Genomic DNA, 16,692 nt, shown 5'->3' with positions numbered 1-16,692 from the left:
GGTCTCATTCCGAACCCGGAAGCTAAGACTCTTTGCGCCGATGGTACTGCAGGGGGGACCCTGTGGGAGAGTAGGACACCGCCGGACTTAACTTAGAAACAAACAAAATGGCCACCTCACAGGGTGGCCATTTTGCGTTAAGTTACGCTTGAACAGCCGGTCGAAATGACCAGGCACAATTACACAGGAGACACAGTGAGCCCTTCAGGATCGCACGGCAACGAATCACGCGACGGCGGCCGCGACGAGCGTCGCTCCAGCGGGGGCCACCAGGGTCGGTCGGACCGACCGCGCCAGGACGGCGCACGTCCTCCGTACCGTGCCAATTCCGATCGTCCGCAGCGTGACGGCGAGCGTCCTCCGTACCGTGGCAACAGCGATCGTCCGCAGCAGGGAGGCGAGCGTCCTCCGTACCGTGGCAATTCCGACCGTCCCGCGCAGTCGCGTGATGGTGAGCGTCCTCCCTATCGTGGCAACAGCGATCGTCCCCAGCGCGATGGTGAGCGTCCTCCCTACCGTGGTAACTCGGACCGTCCCGCGCAGTCGCGTGATGGTGAGCGCAAGCCGTGGGCGAAGGATGGCGAGCGTGCCCCGTATCGTGGTAACTCGGACCGTCCCGCGCAGTCGCGTGATGGTGAGCGCAAGCCGTGGGCCAAGGATGGCGAACGTGCCCCCTACCGCGGCAACTCCGATCGTCCCCAGCAGGGCGGCGACCGCCCCGCCTACCGGGGCAACTCGGACCGTCCCGCGCAGTCGCGTGATGGTGAGCGCAAGCCCTGGGCCAAGGATGGTGCTTCGTCCGAGCGCCCGCGCCGCGACTCGGCTCCCCGAACCGGCGAACGCAAGGAGTGGGGCGCACGCGGCGGTTCACCGACCCGTGCCGGCGCCCCGCGCGACGCCGGAAAAAAGCTCTGGACCCGCGAAGGCGCCCCCGCCCGCGGTGACCGCGACGCTCGCGCCGTCGAAGAGGAGATGACCGAAGAACAGCGGATGCAGCGCGAGCTGCGCGCCGTTCGTCCTCGCCACGACGACCCCGAGTTGCCCGACGACGTGACGTCGCAGGACCTCGACCGGATCGCCCGCAACGAACTGAAGACCCTGACCAAGGACAACGCCGAGGCCGTCGGCCGGCACCTGGCCATGGCGGCCCGCGTCATCGACGAGGACCCCGAACTCGCGCACCGGCACGTGCTGTCGGCGGCCCGTCGAGCCGGCCGGATCGCCGTCGTCCGCGAAAGCCTCGCCATCACGGCCTACGCCACCGGTGACTTCGCCCTGGCGCTGCGCGAACTGCGCACCTACCGCCGCATCTCCGGCTCCAACGACCAGCTGCCCCTCATGGTGGACAGCGAACGTGGCGTGGGTCGTCCCGACCGCGCGCTGGAACTGGGCCGTTCGGTCGATCGCAGCACCCTTCCGGCATCCGTGCAGGTCGCGCTGGCCATCGCCATGTCCGGCGCACGCCTGGACCTCGGCGAGGCCGAGGCCGCGCTGAGCGAGCTCGAGATCCCGCAGCTCGACCCGAAGAAGGCGTTCTCCTACAGCCCCGAGCTCTTCTCGGCCTACGCCGAGGTGCTCGAGGAACTCGGCCGCGAAGAAGAGGCCGTGACCTGGCAGGAACGTGCCGCCCGCGCGGACGCGGCCCTCGGCACGGCCGGCGACCAGCCGGACGAGACGATGGAGATCATCGAGATCGACGAGGACGAGGACGAGGACTACGCCAAGATCGACGAGGTCTCGACAGGCTCGACCACCGACGGCTCGACCACCGACGAGGGCTCGGCCGCCGTTGCTGACGAAGCGGCGAAAGATTAGTACGGCGACGCCGCTCACCGGCGTCGACGTCGTGCTCGCCGACCTTGACGGCGTCGTCTACGCCGGCCCGAAGGCGATCCCGCATGCCGTCGAGAGCCTCAACCGTGCGGCCGAAACCCTGCGCGTCGGCTACATCACGAACAACGCGGCCCGCACCGACCAGTCCGTGGCCGACCACCTGACCGAACTCGGCCTCAGGGTGGCGGCGACGGATGTCGTCACCTCGCCCCAGGCAGCGGTCCGGCTCCTCGCCGACCAGGCTCCCGCGGGGTCCCGCATTCTCGTCGTCGGCGGCGAAGGACTCGTCTCCGAGGTCGAGAAGGCCGGCTTCGTCGTCACCCGCTCGGCGGACGACTCCCCGGCCGCCGTCGTGCAGGGATTCTCCCCGGACGTCGGCTGGACCCAGCTCGCCGAGGCATCCTTCGCGCTGCACCCCGCCGCCGATGGCTCGGCGATCCCGTGGATCGCGACGAACACCGACTGGACCATCCCGGTGGCCCGGGGGATCGCCCCCGGCAACGGGACCCTCGTCTCCGCCGTGCACACCGCGGTCGGCCGGCTGCCGATCGTGGCCGGCAAGCCCGAGGTGGCCATCTTCGTCGAAGCCGTCGACCGGTTCCAGGCCAGGCGCGCGCTGTTCATCGGCGACCGCCTCGACACCGACATCCTCGGCGCCAACCGGGCGGAGATCCCCTCGGCGCTCGTGCTCACCGGAATCGACAAGGCCAAGCAGGTGCTCGCGGCCGACGCCACATCCCGGCCCACCTTCATCCTCGACGACCTCCGGCAGCTGCATGAACCGTACCCGGAGACCCGGTTCTCCCGCGACGGATCCTCGGCGACGGTCGACGGGGCCACGGTGCGCATCCGCGGCGCCGAGGTGGAGATCGTCGCCGACGGTGACGACGGGATCAACCTGCTCCGCGCCGCCTGCGCCGTGATCTGGAAGTCCGGCCGCCCGATCTACGGCCTCAATGTTCCGGAGCGTCTCTATCTCGACCGATAGCCTAGGAAACGTGAATACCGAGGACGAGACACCGCTGGACGACGCACTCGTCTCCACCCTCGCCGTGATCGAGGGGCAGCCGCTGGAATCACGCGCCGCCGCCTACGGGCAGCTGCACGAGCAGCTGCGCGAAGGCCTCGAGGGCGGGGACGTTCCGCCCAGGGTGGCCGGATGACCGAGCAGCGGCTCGACGCCGCCCTCGCCGAGCGCGGGCTGGTGCGTTCGCGCACGGTCGCGGCGCGGGTCATCGCCGACGGACTCGTCACGGTGGACGGCAAACCGGCCGTCAAGGCATCCGCCAAGGTCAGGGACAACCAGGTCATCGAGGTCGCGGCGACCGACCACTACGTCAGCCGCGGCGCCCACAAGCTCATCGCGGCCCTCGACGCGTTCGGCCTCGACGTCACCGGCCGCACCGTGCTCGATGCCGGCGCGTCGACCGGCGGGTTCAGCCAGGTGCTGCTCGAACGCGGCGCCGCGCAGGTCATCGCCGTCGACGTCGGCCACGGCCAGCTCGCCCCGCAGCTGGCGCTCGAGCCCAGGCTCTCGCTCGTCGAGGGCTTCAACGTGAAGAACGCCACCCCGGAGAACGTCGCCGCGGCCTCCAGTGTGGCCGAGCGGCCCAGCCTGGTCGTCGCCGACCTCTCCTTCATCTCCCTCACCCACGTGCTGCCCGCGCTGGTGGCGACGGCCGAGCCCGGCGCCGATTTCGTGCTGCTGGTCAAGCCGCAGTTCGAGGTGGGCCGCGGCGGCATCCGCGAGGGCATCGTGCACGACCCCGGGCTCCGGGCGGATGCCGTCTCCGGCGTGCTCTGGGCCGGCTGGGACCTGGGCCTCCGCACCAACGGACTGATCGCCTCGCCGATCGCCGGCACCGCGGGCAATCACGAGTACCTCTGCTGGATGACCACGAAATCGGGCAGCAATCCGACAGAATGGATGGACCGGATACCGGCCCTGGTGGGAGCGTGAGCATTGTGACTGCACCGCCACGCAACATCCTCGTCGTCGCCCACACCGGCCGCCGGGATTCCCTCGCGGCCGCGGTCACGGTCTGCGAACAGCTCCTCGCCGCCGGCGCCGTTCCGGTACTGGCCCGCGACGAGCAGGCGGACCTGCTCGCCTCCGCGCCGTCCCTCGACGGGCACGTCGCCATCCTCGGCGACACGGTCAAGCTCACCGACCTCGAACTCGTCATCGTGCTGGGCGGCGACGGCACGATCCTGCGCGCCGCGGAGGTCGCCCGCGGATGCTCGGCGCCGCTGCTCGGGATCAACCTCGGCCATGTCGGCTTCCTGGCCGAAAGCGAACGCGACGACCTCGGCGAAGCCGTGCGCCGGGCGCTGTCCCGCGACTACCTCGTCGAAGAGCGCATGACCCTGGCCGTGCGGGTCAAGGTCGACGACGACGTGGTCTACGAAACCTGGGCGCTCAACGAAGCCACCGTCGAGAAGGCCAGCCGCGAACGGATGCTCGAGGTCGTCATCGAGGTCGACGGCCGACCGCTCTCCTCCTTCGGCTGCGACGGGGTGGTCATGTCGACGCCCACCGGGTCCACGGCCTACTCGTTCTCCGCCGGCGGCCCCGTCGTCTGGCCGAGCCTCGACGCCCTGCTGCTGGTGCCGCTCAGCGCCCACGCTCTCTTCGCCCGGCCGCTCGTGGTCGGACCGGACTCCTCCCTCGCCGTCGAGATCCTGGCCCGCACGCCGGGATCCGCGGTGCTCTACGCCGACGGACGACGCACGCACGACCTGCCGCCCGGCGCCCGGGTCGTCGTGCGGCGCTCCCCGGTGCCGGTGCGCCTGGCCCGGCTGCACAGCGGCCCGTTCACCGACCGACTGGTCAACAAGTTCAACCTGCCCGTCACGGGCTGGCGGGGCCCGGTCGGCCGTGAATAGACGCGTCGCATGATCGAGGAACTCTTCATCAGGGACCTCGGCGTCATCGCCGAGGCGACCCTGCCGCTCGGCCCGGGTTTCACCGCCGTGACCGGCGAAACCGGCGCGGGCAAGACCATGGTCGTCACCGCGCTCGGCCTCCTGCTGGGCGAACGAGCCGATGCCGGCACCGTGCGCCAGGGTCAGGCCCAGAGCTGGGTCGAGGGACGCTGGCTCGTCGAGCCCGACGGCGCCGTCGCCGAGCGCGTCCGCGACGCCGGGGGAGACCTCGACGGACCCGAACTCATCCTCGGCCGCTCCGTGTCCGCCGAGGGCCGAAGCCGGGCCGTCGTCGGCGGCCGCAGCGCCCCGGCCGCCGTGCTCGGCGACCTCGGGGGAGACCTCGTCGTCGTGCACGGCCAGTCCGACCAGGTGCGCCTGCGGTCATCCGTCGCCCAGCGCGCCGCGCTCGACCGCTACGCCGGCGCCGACCTGACCGAAACGCTCGGGCTCTACCAGCACGCCTTCCACCGCTGGCAGGCCAACCGGGACGAGCTCGACCGCCTCGTGGCCGAGCAGGCGCTCCGGGCGCTCGAAGCCGACGAGCTGCGCTCCGCGATCGCCGAAATCGAAGCCATCGCCCCGCAGCCGGGCGAGGACGCCGAGCTCGGCGCCCGTGCCGAACGCCTCGGCAACCTCGAAGACCTGCGCCTGGCCGCGGCCGAGGCCCGGGAACACCTCTCCGCCGAGGAGAGCACCGACGGGGCGCCCGACGTGGTCGCCCTGCTCGAATACGCCCGCCGCCGGCTCGACAGGGCCGCCGAGCACGACCCCGCACTGCCGCCCCTGGTCGAGGCGCTGGCCGACGCCGGGTTCCTGGTCGCCGACATCGCCGGCCGGCTCTCCAGCTACCTCGCCGGCCTCGACGCCGACGGCGCCCGAGAACTCGAGATCGTTCAGGAACGCCGGGCCGAGCTGATCGGCCTCGCCCGCAAGTACGCCGGAGGCATCGACGAGGCGATCGAGTTCCTGGACACCGGCAGCGCCCGGCTCGTCGAACTCGACAGCGACTCCGACCGGATCGAACTGCTCAGCAACGACGCGGATGCCGACCGTCGCCTCGTCCAGGAACTGGCCGACCGGCTCACCGCCATCCGCCGGGCCGCCGCCGCCGCACTCGGCGCGGCCGTCACCATCGAACTCGGCGCCCTCGCCATGCCCGACGCGGTCCTGGTCGTCGAGATCGACAGCCGCGACGAGTTCACCGCGACCGGGCGCGACCTCGTGAAGATCCTGCTGCAGCCGCACGCCGGCGCCGAGCCTCGGGCCCTGGCCCGCGGGGCATCCGGCGGCGAACTGTCCCGGGTGATGCTCGCGATCGAAGTGGTCATCAACCAGGCCGACCCGGTGCCGACGTTCGTCTTCGACGAGGTCGACGCGGGCGTGGGCGGGGCCGCGGCCATCGAGATCGGGCGGCGACTCGCCAGGCTCGCGGAAACCTCACAGGTGATCGTCGTGACCCACCTCGCGCAGGTGGCCGCGTTCGCCGACAACCACCTCAGCGTCGTCAAGGGCAGCGACGGCGCCGTCACCGCGAGCAGCGTCCGCCAGCTGCATGGCGACGAACGGGCGGCGGAAATGGCCCGGCTGCTCTCCGGCCTGCCGGACTCCGCCAGCGGGCTCGAACACGCCCGGGAACTCATCTCGCTCGCCCAAGCCCGCTGAACGCCATTTCCAACTGATAGGATCAAAGCCCGTGGTGGACATAATTAACGCGGACAATTCAGACGACATCGACCTTAACAAAGCTGTCAAGCACATCTTTGTGACCGGAGGTGTCGTTTCTTCTTTGGGCAAGGGCCTGACGGCGGCAAGCCTCGGCAATCTCCTCACGGCTCGCGGACTGCGGGTCGTCATGCAGAAGCTGGACCCGTACCTCAACGTCGACCCCGGCACGATGAACCCGTTCCAGCACGGTGAGGTCTTCGTCACGGACGACGGCGCCGAAACCGACCTCGACATCGGCCACTACGAGCGATTCCTCGACATCAACCTCAACCAGGCCGCGAACGTCACGACCGGCCAGGTCTACTCGCAGGTAATCGCCAAGGAACGCCGCGGCGAATACCTCGGCGACACCGTGCAGGTCATCCCGCACATCACCGACGAGATCAAGCGCCGGATGCGCCTCCAGGCCGGCGACGAGCCGCGTCCGCACGTGATCATCACCGAGATCGGCGGCACGGTCGGCGACATCGAGTCCCAGCCGTTCATCGAGGCGGCCCGCCAGGTGCGCCACGAACTCGGCCGGAAGAACGTCTTCTTCGTGCACGTGTCGCTCGTGCCGTTCATGGCCGCGTCCGGCGAGCAGAAGACCAAGCCCACCCAGCACTCCGTCGCCGCCCTCCGCTCGATCGGCATCCAGCCGGATGCCCTCGTGCTGCGCAGCGACCGCCCAGTCTCCGAATCGAACAAGCGGAAGATCGCGCTCATGTGCGACGTCGATGAGGACGCCGTGGTCAACGCCATCGACGTGCCGAGCATCTACGAGATCCCGACCATGCTGCACGACCAGGGCCTGGACGCGTACATCATCGACAAGCTCGACCTCCCCGCGGAAGACGTGGACTGGTCGGCCTGGCAGAAGGTGCTCGACGCGGTGCGCGAGCCCAAGCACGAGGTCACCATCGGCCTGGTCGGCAAATACATCGACCTGCCCGACGCCTACCTATCGGTGACCGAGGCGCTGCGTGCCGGCGGCTTCGCCCACCAGACCAAGGTCAAGATCAACTGGATCCCCTCCGACGAGTGCGAGACCGAAGAGGGCGCGTCACGCATGCTCGGCGAGCTCGACGGCATCCTCGTGCCCGGCGGCTTCGGCGTGCGCGGCATCGAGGGCAAGCTGGGCGCCCTGCGCTTCGCCCGCGAAAACGGGATCCCCACGCTGGGCCTCTGCCTCGGCCTGCAGTGCATGGTCATCGAGTACGCGCGCAACAAGGCCGGCCTCGCCGGGGCATCCTCGTCTGAGTTCGACATCGACACCGAGTTCCCGGTGATCGCGACCATGGAAGAGCAGGTCGAGATCATCGCCGGCGGCGACCTGGGCGGCACCATGCGCCTCGGCCTCTACCCGGCCAAGCTGGCCGCGGGCTCCCTGGTCGAGGAGATGTACGGCGCAGCCGAGGCCTCGGAGCGCCACCGCCACCGCTACGAGGTCAACAACGCGTACCGCGAGCAGATCTCGGATGCCGGACTCTGGTTCTCCGGAACGTCGCCCGACCGCCACCTCGTCGAGTACGTCGAGCTCAAGCGTGAGGAGCACCCGTTCTACGTGGGTACCCAGGCGCACCCCGAGCTGCGCTCCCGGCCGAGCAAGGCGCACCCCCTTTTCCGCGGACTCATCGGCGCGGCCCTGGACCGCCAGCAGGCCAGCCGCCTGTTCGAAGTGAAGGAAGATGCCTGAGGCCTCCGGGCTTCCGACCGGTCACCCTCCGCTGGAGGATGAACCGGTCGACGCGGCGGTCTCCGGCAGCGAACTCGTCTTCGACGGCCGGGTCTGGGGTGTGCGCCGCGACCGGTTCGGCTACAACGGTTCGGCGATCACCCGCGAATACGTCGACCACCCCGGGGCCGTCGCGGTCCTGGCGATCGACGACCACGACCGGGTGCTGCTGATCAAGCAGTACCGGCACCCGGTACGGATGCGCGAATGGGAGCTGCCGGCCGGGCTGCTCGACGAACCGGGCGAGAACCCGGCCGTCGCGGCGGGGCGCGAACTGGCCGAGGAAACCGACATCGCGGCCACCGACTGGAGCGTGCTCGCCGAGTTCTACACCTCGCCGGGCGGCAGCAGCGAGGCCATCCGGATCTACCTGGCCCGCGGGCTGACCGTGCTCGAGGACGCCTTCGACCGCACCGACGAGGAAGCCGACATGGAGCTCCGCTGGGTGCCGCTCGACGAGTGCGTCGACGCCGTGCTCGCCCGCCGGGTGCAGAACCCCTCGCTCGCCCTCGGCGTGCTCGCGGCACAGGCCTCGCGTTCGCGCGGCTGGGCCAGCCTGGCCCCGGCGGACACGCCCTGGCCGCGGCATCCGTCGAACGGAATCGCCGGCTCGTGAGCGCCGGGACGGCTGTGGACTTGTTCCTGCGGCACGTCTCGATCGAGCGCGGGCTCGCCGCCAACACGGTGGCCGCCTACCGCCGCGACCTGGCCGTCTACACGGCGTGGCTGGCCGAGCGGGAGCTGACCGAGTTGCGGGACGTGACGAGCGGGCACGTGTCCGAGTTCGTGCGGTACCTGGGGCAGCGCGAGGAGTCGCCGCTGACGGCCTCCTCGATCGCGCGGATGCTGTCGACGGTGCGGAGCCTGCACCGGTTCCTGCTCGAGGAATCGGTCGTCGAGATCGATGTCGCCCACGACACGAAACCGCCGAAGCTCGGCTCGAGGCTGCCAAAGGCAATCTCGATCGACCAGGTCGCCGCGCTCCTCGCCGCGACCGACGGCGAGGACGTGCAGCAGCTGCGCGACAAGGCCCTGCTCGAGATGCTCTACGCCACCGGCGCCCGGGTGTCCGAGGTCATCAACCTCAACGTCGACGACGTGCTGGACGAGGAGGTCGTGCGGCTGACCGGCAAGGGCGACAAGCAGCGCATCGTGCCCGTGGGCAGTTACGCCCGCGCGGCCATGGACGCGTACCTCGTGCGGGCCAGGCCGTTGCTCTCGGCACGCGGGAAGTCCACGCCCGCGCTCTTCCTCGGCATCCGTGGCCAGCGGGTGAGCCGGCAGAACGCGTGGCTGATCATCCGGGCCGCCGCCGTGCGCGCGGGCCTCGAGGTGGAGGTGTCGCCGCACACCCTCCGGCACTCCTTCGCCACCCACCTGCTCGCCGGCGGCGCCGACGTGCGCGTCGTGCAGGAACTCCTCGGCCATTCCTCGGTGGCGACCACCCAGATCTACACGCTCGTCACCGCCGACACCCTCCGCGACATGTACACCACCGCCCACCCCCGCGCCCGCTGACCCCGCGAAACCGCAGTTGTGCGCGCCATTCGTGCCTCTTAGCGCGCACAACTGCGGTTTCGCGGGGGTGGAGACGCGGGGAAGCGGCGATCCTGACCGATTGCGCGCGTTTCCCTCGCTACAATCGAGCAAGTGAGTGGCGCAGGACGGATCGAGGACATTTCAGTGGCGAGTACGCAGACTGACCGGACACGACTGGCCGGTTTCGACGAAGTACCGCTCGGCCCCACCGGGAGGCCGAAGCAGGACTTCGACGAACCCCGACCCCTGAAGAGCCACGGTCCGGCCCGGATCATCTCCCTCTGCAACCAGAAGGGCGGCGTCGGCAAGACGACGACGACCATCAACCTGGGCGCGGCCCTCGCCGGCTACGGCCGCCGCGTGCTCGCCATCGACTTCGACCCGCAGGGCGCCCTGTCCGCCGGCCTCGGCGTGCCCACCCACGACGTCCCCACCATCTACGACCTGCTGCTCAGCGGGTCCAAAGACCCGTCGATCGCGATCCAGCAGACCGCGGTCGAGGGTCTCGACATCATCCCCGCCAACATCGACCTCTCCGCCGCCGAGGTGCACCTCGTCAACGAGGTCGCGCGCGAGCAGATCCTCGCCCGGGTGCTCCGCAAGGTGTCCGCGGACTACGACGTCATCCTGATCGACTGCCAGCCCTCGCTCGGCATCCTCACCGTCAACGCGCTCACCGCCAGCCACGGCGTGCTCATCCCGCTCGAGTGCGAGTTCTTCGCCCTGCGCGGCGTCGCGCTCCTGATCGAGACCATCGACAAGGTTCGCGACCGCCTCAACCCGGCCATCGAGCTCGACGGCATCCTCGCCACCATGTTCGACTCGCGCACCCTGCACTCCCGCGAGGTGCTCGAGCGCGTCGTCGACGCGTTCGGCGACCGCGTGCTCGAGACCGTCATCGGCCGCACGGTGAAGTTCCCGGATGCCAGCGTCGCCGGCGTGCCGATCACCGACTTCGCGCCGGAGCACCCCGCCGCCAAGGCCTACATGCAGGTCGCGCGGGAACTGATCGTCCGTGGCGCCGTCGCCTAACCCGGCTCTTTCACAGGCCGGCGAGCTGGAGAATTCGAGCTGCGCGGGTGGTACGCCGTTCCGCGCGTGGCACATCTCCCGCGAAGCGGCGCACGACCCGCGCATCGTTCCGAACGGGCCGGTTTGACCCCCGTGGACGAAGAATCTCGGCAGTCGCGAATTGTCCCGGCGACAACGGCCGTCCCGCCTAACCCGGCTGCAGCGCCCGCATTCTCGGTTGCCCTCGGCAACTTCGAGGGCCCGTTCGACCTCCTGCTCTCGCTGATCAGCAAGCACGAGCTGGACATCACCGACATCTCGCTCAGCCGGGTCACCGACGAGTTCATCTCCTACCTGCGCGGGCTGGATGCCACGGAGGAGCTCGACCAGGCCACCGAGTTCCTCGTCGTAGCGGCCACCCTGCTCGACCTCAAGGTCGCCGGGCTCCTGCCCCAGGGCGAACTCGTCGACGCCGAGGACGTGGCCCTGCTCGAGGCCCGCGACCTGCTCTTCGCCCGGCTGCTGCAGTACCGCGCCTTCAAGACCGCCTCGGCCTGGTTCCTCGGCCGGATGGAGGAGGAATCCTCCCGGCACCTGCGCTCGGTGCGCCTCGAGGAGAAGTACCGCAAGCAGACGCCCGAACTGGTCTGGACCCTCTCCGCCGACGACTTCGCCGCCCTCGCGGCGCTGGCCCTCACCCCGCGCGAACTGCCCACCGTGGGACTCGACCACCTGCACGCGCCGCTGGTGAGCATCCGGGAACAGGCCGCCTACGTCGTGGCGGTCCTCCGGGCGGGGGAGACCGTCTCGTTCCGGCAGCTGATCGTGGGCGCCGGGCAGAAGGGCGTCGTGATCGCCCGTTTCCTCGCCGTGCTCGAGCTGTACCGGCGCGGCGCCATCTCGTTCGACCAGCTCGAGCCGCTGGGCGAGCTCAACCTGCGCTGGAGCGCGGAGTCCTGGTCCGAAGAAACCCTCGCCAACCTCGGAGCCGACTATGACAACTGACACCCAGGCAACTGACACCGCGCAGGCCGACACCGCGCAGGCCGACACCGCGCAGGCCAACACCGCGCAGGCCGACACCGCGCAGGCCGACACCGCCGTGATCGACCGCCAGCTCGAGGCGATCCTCATGGTCGCCGACGAGCCGCAGGGCCTGATCCACCTGGCGACGGCGGTCGACCGCCCGCTGAAGGAGGTGAGCGCGGCCGTCGCCCGGCTCGTCGCCGACTTCGACGGCACAGGCACTGGCGGCACGGTTCGGCGCGGCTTCGAGCTGCGCGAGGTCGCCGGCGGCTGGCGGATCTACGTGCGCGCCGAATACGACCCGATCGTCGCCGACTTCGTGCTCATCCAGAACCCCAGCCGCCTCTCCCAGGCCGCGCTGGAGACCCTGGCCGTGATCGCCTATAAGCAACCAATCAGCCGCGGCGCGGTAGCCTCAATCAGGGCGGTTAACGTGGACTCGGTCGTACGCACCCTCCTGGGTCGCGGCCTGATCACCGAGGCCTTCACCGACAGTGAGACCGGAGCCATCAACTACGGCACCACCGACCTGCTGCTCACCCAGCTTGGGATCAACTCGCTCGACGAGTTGCCACACATTTCGCCGTTGCTCGCCGACGGCGCAGAAGGATTCGAGGACTTGAGATGACAACCGACCACGAGGGAACCCCTGACTTCGCGGGCAACCCGGATGCCGCGGGCAACCCTGATGCCGCGGCCGACGGAGTCCGCCTGCAGAAGGTCATGGCCTCCGCCGGCGTCGCCTCCCGTCGCGTCTCCGAGGACCTGATCACCTCCGGCCGGGTGCGCGTCAACGGCAGGGTCGTCACCGAGCTCGGCCGGCGCATCCACCCGGAGACCGACCAGGTCGCCGTCGACAACGTCGCCGTGCAGCTGGACACCAGCCGCCGCTACATCATGCTGAACAAGCCCGTCGGCGTCGTCTCGTCGATGCAGGACGAAAGCGGCCGCCCCGACCTGCGCGAGTTCACCGAGCAGTTCGAGGAACGCCTCTTCAACGTCGGCCGCCTCGACGCGCAGACCTCCGGCCTGCTGATCCTCACCAACGACGGCGACCTCGCGCACGTGCTCGCGCACCCGTCGTTCGGCGTCTCGAAGACCTACATCGCCAAGGTCGAGGGCCGGGTCTCCGCGCAGACGATCGGACAGCTGCAGACCGGCATCGAGCTCGACGACGGCCCGATCAAGGCCGACAAGGCCCGGATCCTCGCGAGCCCTCCCGGCGACGGCTTCAGCCTCGTCGAACTCACCCTGCACTCCGGCCGCAACCGCATCGTGCGGCGCATGCTGGAGGCCGTCGGCCACCCGGTCGTCGACCTCGTCCGCCGCCAGTTCGGCCCGCTGCACCTCGGCACGCTCCGCGCCGGCGACGTGCGCGAACTCACTAAAGTTGAACTCGGCGAGTTGCTCACCGTGTCGCGGGCCGGCAGCCGGGACGCCGCCGGCACCAAATAACGAAGTCAGGAGTCGGCACGTGGTCGAGAGTCGCCTAGTCGGGCCCGTGCGCATCGTCGGCGTCGGACTGCTCGGAACCAGCATCGGCCTGGGCCTGCGCAACCGGGGGATCGAGGTCATCCTCGCCGACGCGTCGCCGACCAACCTCAGCATCGCCGTCGACTACGGCGCCGGCCGGGCCGCCGCCGCCGGCGACGCACCTCAGCTGGTCGTCGTCTGCGTGCCGCCGGACGTGACGGCCGAGATCGTCGCGCGCGAACTGGCCTCCTTCCCGGGCGCCATCGTCACGGATGTCGCCAGCGTCAAGCTGGCCGTGCTCGAGGACCTCCGCGCGAGCGGCGCCGACGTCTCCCGCTACATCGGCACCCACCCGCTGGCCGGCCGCGAACGCGGCGGGCCCCTGGCCGGCCGCGCCGACCTCTTCATCGGGCGGCCCTGGGTGGTCGCCGGGCACGACGCGATCACCTACCAGCAGGCCACCGCGATCGACGACCTCATCCTCGACCTCGGCGCGACCATCGTCGAGATGACCGCGGAGGACCACGACCGCGGCGTCGCGCTGGTCTCCCACGTGCCCCAGGTCGTATCGACCCTGATGGCCCGCCGGCTCACGGATGCCGCGGCCTCCTCGCTCAACCTCGCCGGGCAGGGCCTGCGCGACGTGACCCGGGTCGCGGCCAGCGACCCGGAGCTGTGGGTGCAGATCCTTGGCGCGAACGCGAAGCCGGTGCGGGACATCCTGATCGCCTACCGCGACGACCTCGACCGGTTCATCGACGCCCTCGCCGACCCGGCCGCGCCCGGCGCCCGCCGGAAGCTCGCCGAGGAGCTCGCCGGCGGCAACGCCGGCGTGGCCCGGCTGCCCGGCAAGCACGGCCAGGACCGCCGCTTCGTGTCGATGATCGTCATGGTCGACGACACCCCCGGCCAGCTCGCCCGCCTGCTGGCCGAGATCGGCGAGGTCGGGGTCAACCTCGAAGACCTCCGGCTCGAGCACTCGCCCGGCGCGCAGCTGGGCCTCGCCGAAATTTCCGTTCTCCCTGAGGCCGTCTCCCGCCTCACCGAAGAGCTGGCCGCCCGCGGCTGGCGGATTGCTGGTTAACCTACATGGGCCGTCACGCCTTCCCCACCTTTGTCGCCATCGACGGGCCCGCCGGCAGCGGCAAGTCCAGCGTGAGCCGGGCCGCCGCCCGCCGCCTCGGCTTCGGCTACCTCGACACCGGCGCCGCCTACCGGGCCCTGGCCTGGCTGGTGCTCGAGCGCAAGGTCGACACGAGCGACGCCGACGCGGTCATCGCGGAGCTGGCCGACTTCGACTATTCCATCGGCACCGACCCGGATGCCTCCGCCGTCACGGTCGGCGAGATGGACGTGACCGACGCCATCCGCGAGCCCGCCGTATCGGCCGCGGTGAGCGCCGTCGCGCGCATCCCCGAGGTGCGCACGCACCTCACCGAGCTGTTCCGCGGCATCGCCCGGGACGTGAACCGGCCCGGGATCGTTGTCGAGGGACGGGACATCACGACCATCGTCGCGCCCGAGGCCGAGGTCCGGATCCTGCTCACGGCATCCGAGGAGGCTAGAATGGGTAGGCGCTCTGCGGAATTACCGACCGAATCGGCCGATACCGTGGCGGAGGCGTTGCGATCGAGGGATCGCGCTGACTCGCAGGTTGTCGATTTTATGAGCGCCGCAGACGGTGTGACGACCGTCGATTCCACCCATCTCGACTTCGAGCAGACCGTAGACGCGGTCATCGAGGTCATCAACACACGTACCGCGAGGAACTCGCATGACTAACAATATTGACGACGCGATCCCCGAGCTTGACAGCGAACTCGCATCCCGACTGTCCAACCTCGATGAAGACCTTGCGTCGCAGCGCGCCTCCGCGCTCCGCAGCGGCCTGAACGACTACGAACTCGACGAGGAAGACTTCGAGGTCCTCGAGAACGCGACGGAAGACCCCGACGCAATTCAGTACCTTCCGGCCCTGCCGGTCATCGCCATCGTCGGCCGCCCGAACGTGGGCAAGTCGGCACTGGTCAACCGTATCCTCGGCCGCCGTGAAGCCGTCGTCGAGGACACCCCCGGTGTGACGCGTGACCGCGTCACCTACAAGGGCGAGTGGAACGAACGCAAGTTCAGCCTCGTCGACACCGGCGGCTGGGAGCCCGACGCCCGCGGCATCGACGCCTCCGTCGCCGCCCAGGCCGAGGTCGCGATCGACCTGTGCGACCTGGTGATGTTCGTCGTCGACTCCAACGTCGGCCCCACCTCGACCGACGAGGCCGTCGTGCGGATGCTGCGGAAGTCCGGCAAGCCGGTCTTCCTCATCGCCAACAAGGTCGACGACATCCGCCAGGAGCCCGAAGCGGCCAGCCTGTGGGCCCTCGGCCTCGGCCAGCCGTGGCCGGTGTCGGCCCTGCACGGTCGCGGCGTCGCCGACCTGCTCGACGCGATCCTCAAGGAACTCCCCGAGATCTCCAACGTCGCCAAGCAGGAGGTCGGCGGGCCTCGCCGCGTCGCCATCCTCGGCCGCCCGAATGTGGGCAAGTCGAGCCTGCTGAACAAGGTCGTCGGCGAAGAGCGCGTCGTCGTCAACGCCCTCGCCGGCACGACCCGCGACCCGGTCGACGAGCAGGTCGAACTCGGCGGCAAGGTGTGGCGCTTCGTCGACACCGCCGGCATCCGTCGCCGCGTGCACCTCTCGCAGGGCGCCGACTTCTACGCCTCGCTGCGCACCAGCGCCGCGCTGGAAAAGGCCGAAGTCGCCGTCGTGCTGATCGACGTGACCGAGGTGATCAGCGAGCAGGACGTGCGCGTGATCGACCTCGTGCTCGAGTCCGGCCGCGCCCTCGTGCTCGCCTTCAACAAGTGGGACCAGATCGACGACGACCGTCGCCGCTACCTCGAGCGGGAGATCGAGCAGGACCTCGCGCACGTATCCTGGGCCCCGCGGGTGAACATCTCCGCCAAGACCGGCCGCCACATGGAGAAGCTCGTCCCGGCCCTCGAGCTCGCGCTCGAGTCGTGGGACACCCGCGTGCCCACCGGCAAGTTCAATGCCTTCCTCGCCGAGCTCGCCGCAGCGCATCCGCACCCCGTGCGTGGCGGCAAGCAGCCCCGCATCCTGTTCGGCACCCAGGCTTCGAGCCGTCCGCCGACCTTCGTGGTGTTCACCACCGGGTTCCTCGACCCGGGTTACCGCCGCTACATCCAGCGTCGCCTGCGCGAGATCTGGGGCTTCGAGGGAAGCCCGATCAACCTCAGCATGCGCGTGCGCGAGAAGCGCAAGCGCTAGGACGTTCTTCTCCACGCGAAACGCGCGCGCCCTTCGGGTCGCGCGCGTTTCGCGTCCCCGCCCCCGCGCCGGAGGTCGAGCTCGTCGAGGCCAAGACCGCCGAGAATCCCCGTTTCTGCCGAGAATCCCCGTTCCACTGGCGACTGTCGGCAGAAAC

The 16,692-nt window shown here is 70.0% G+C and carries 16 protein-coding genes and 1 rRNA gene; all 17 read left to right on the top strand.

The window, feature by feature from the left end; all coding sequences use genetic code 11:
- Positions 1-87 (top strand): 5S ribosomal RNA (gene rrf / locus E3O23_RS09245); the annotation flags it as partial.
- 885 nt (positions 88-972) lie between these two features.
- A complete protein-coding gene (locus tag E3O23_RS09240) occupies positions 973-1,815 on the top strand; it encodes a hypothetical protein (RefSeq protein ID WP_174776619.1) in 843 nt (280 codons plus the stop codon).
- A complete protein-coding gene (locus E3O23_RS09235; RefSeq protein WP_241983405.1) occupies positions 1,790-2,821 on the top strand; it encodes an HAD-IIA family hydrolase in 1,032 nt (343 codons plus the stop codon). The genes E3O23_RS09240 and E3O23_RS09235 overlap by 26 nt, the downstream gene beginning before the upstream one ends.
- Before the next feature lie 10 nt (positions 2,822-2,831).
- Complete coding sequence (locus E3O23_RS18130; RefSeq protein ID WP_166790469.1) at positions 2,832-2,996, top strand: hypothetical protein; 165 nt, start codon at positions 2,832-2,834, stop codon at positions 2,994-2,996.
- Entirely contained in the window at positions 2,993-3,793 is an 801-nt protein-coding gene (locus E3O23_RS09230) for a TlyA family RNA methyltransferase (RefSeq protein ID WP_134490331.1), read from the top strand. The genes E3O23_RS18130 and E3O23_RS09230 overlap by 4 nt, the downstream gene beginning before the upstream one ends.
- Complete coding sequence (locus tag E3O23_RS09225; protein ID WP_174776618.1) at positions 3,757-4,719, top strand: NAD kinase; 963 nt, start codon at positions 3,757-3,759, stop codon at positions 4,717-4,719. Before E3O23_RS09230 ends, E3O23_RS09225 begins: the two co-directional genes overlap by 37 nt.
- A gap of 9 nt (positions 4,720-4,728) precedes the next feature.
- The gene (recN, locus tag E3O23_RS09220) at positions 4,729-6,423 is read left to right on the top strand and encodes a DNA repair protein RecN (protein ID WP_134490327.1); all 1,695 of its coding nucleotides are present in this window, start codon (positions 4,729-4,731) and stop codon (positions 6,421-6,423) included.
- Positions 6,424-6,454: 31 nt separating this feature from the next.
- Positions 6,455-8,161, top strand: a complete 1,707-nt coding sequence (locus tag E3O23_RS09215) for a CTP synthase (RefSeq protein WP_420897657.1) — start codon at positions 6,455-6,457, stop codon at positions 8,159-8,161.
- Positions 8,154-8,816: an NUDIX domain-containing protein gene (locus E3O23_RS18305; protein WP_134490325.1), complete on the top strand. Its 663-nt coding sequence runs from the start codon at positions 8,154-8,156 to the stop codon at positions 8,814-8,816. Before E3O23_RS09215 ends, E3O23_RS18305 begins: the two co-directional genes overlap by 8 nt.
- Positions 8,813-9,718, top strand: a complete 906-nt coding sequence (gene xerD, locus E3O23_RS09205; RefSeq protein ID WP_134490323.1) for a site-specific tyrosine recombinase XerD — start codon at positions 8,813-8,815, stop codon at positions 9,716-9,718. Before E3O23_RS18305 ends, xerD begins: the two co-directional genes overlap by 4 nt.
- A gap of 165 nt (positions 9,719-9,883) precedes the next feature.
- Positions 9,884-10,771 carry a ParA family protein gene (locus tag E3O23_RS09200; protein ID WP_134490321.1) on the top strand — a complete coding sequence of 296 codons (888 nt, stop codon included), beginning with the start codon at positions 9,884-9,886 and terminating at the stop codon, positions 10,769-10,771.
- A gap of 159 nt (positions 10,772-10,930) precedes the next feature.
- Positions 10,931-11,755, top strand: a complete 825-nt coding sequence (locus E3O23_RS09195; RefSeq protein ID WP_134490337.1) for a segregation and condensation protein A — start codon at positions 10,931-10,933, stop codon at positions 11,753-11,755.
- Positions 11,745-12,404, top strand: coding sequence for an SMC-Scp complex subunit ScpB (scpB, locus tag E3O23_RS09190; protein WP_134490319.1), 660 nt, complete (start codon positions 11,745-11,747; stop codon positions 12,402-12,404). Before E3O23_RS09195 ends, scpB begins: the two co-directional genes overlap by 11 nt.
- A 95-nt stretch (positions 12,405-12,499) precedes the next feature.
- Complete coding sequence (locus E3O23_RS09185) at positions 12,500-13,231, top strand: pseudouridine synthase (RefSeq protein WP_241983407.1); 732 nt, start codon at positions 12,500-12,502, stop codon at positions 13,229-13,231.
- Positions 13,232-13,250: 19 nt separating this feature from the next.
- Positions 13,251-14,333, top strand: coding sequence for a prephenate dehydrogenase (locus E3O23_RS09180; protein WP_134490315.1), 1,083 nt, complete (start codon positions 13,251-13,253; stop codon positions 14,331-14,333).
- Positions 14,334-14,338: 5 nt separating this feature from the next.
- Positions 14,339-15,031: a (d)CMP kinase gene (cmk, locus tag E3O23_RS09175; protein WP_134490313.1), complete on the top strand. Its 693-nt coding sequence runs from the start codon at positions 14,339-14,341 to the stop codon at positions 15,029-15,031.
- A complete protein-coding gene (der, locus tag E3O23_RS09170) occupies positions 15,024-16,535 on the top strand; it encodes a ribosome biogenesis GTPase Der (protein ID WP_134490311.1) in 1,512 nt (503 codons plus the stop codon). Before cmk ends, der begins: the two co-directional genes overlap by 8 nt.
- Positions 16,536-16,692 lie beyond the last annotated feature (157 nt).

Origin of the sequence: Cryobacterium tagatosivorans (genome assembly GCF_004402215.1) — a bacterium.
Lineage (GTDB): Bacteria > Actinomycetota > Actinomycetes > Actinomycetales > Microbacteriaceae > Cryobacterium > Cryobacterium tagatosivorans.
Note: the sequence above shows the minus strand (reverse complement) of the source record. Positions and strands in the feature narration are given on the sequence as shown.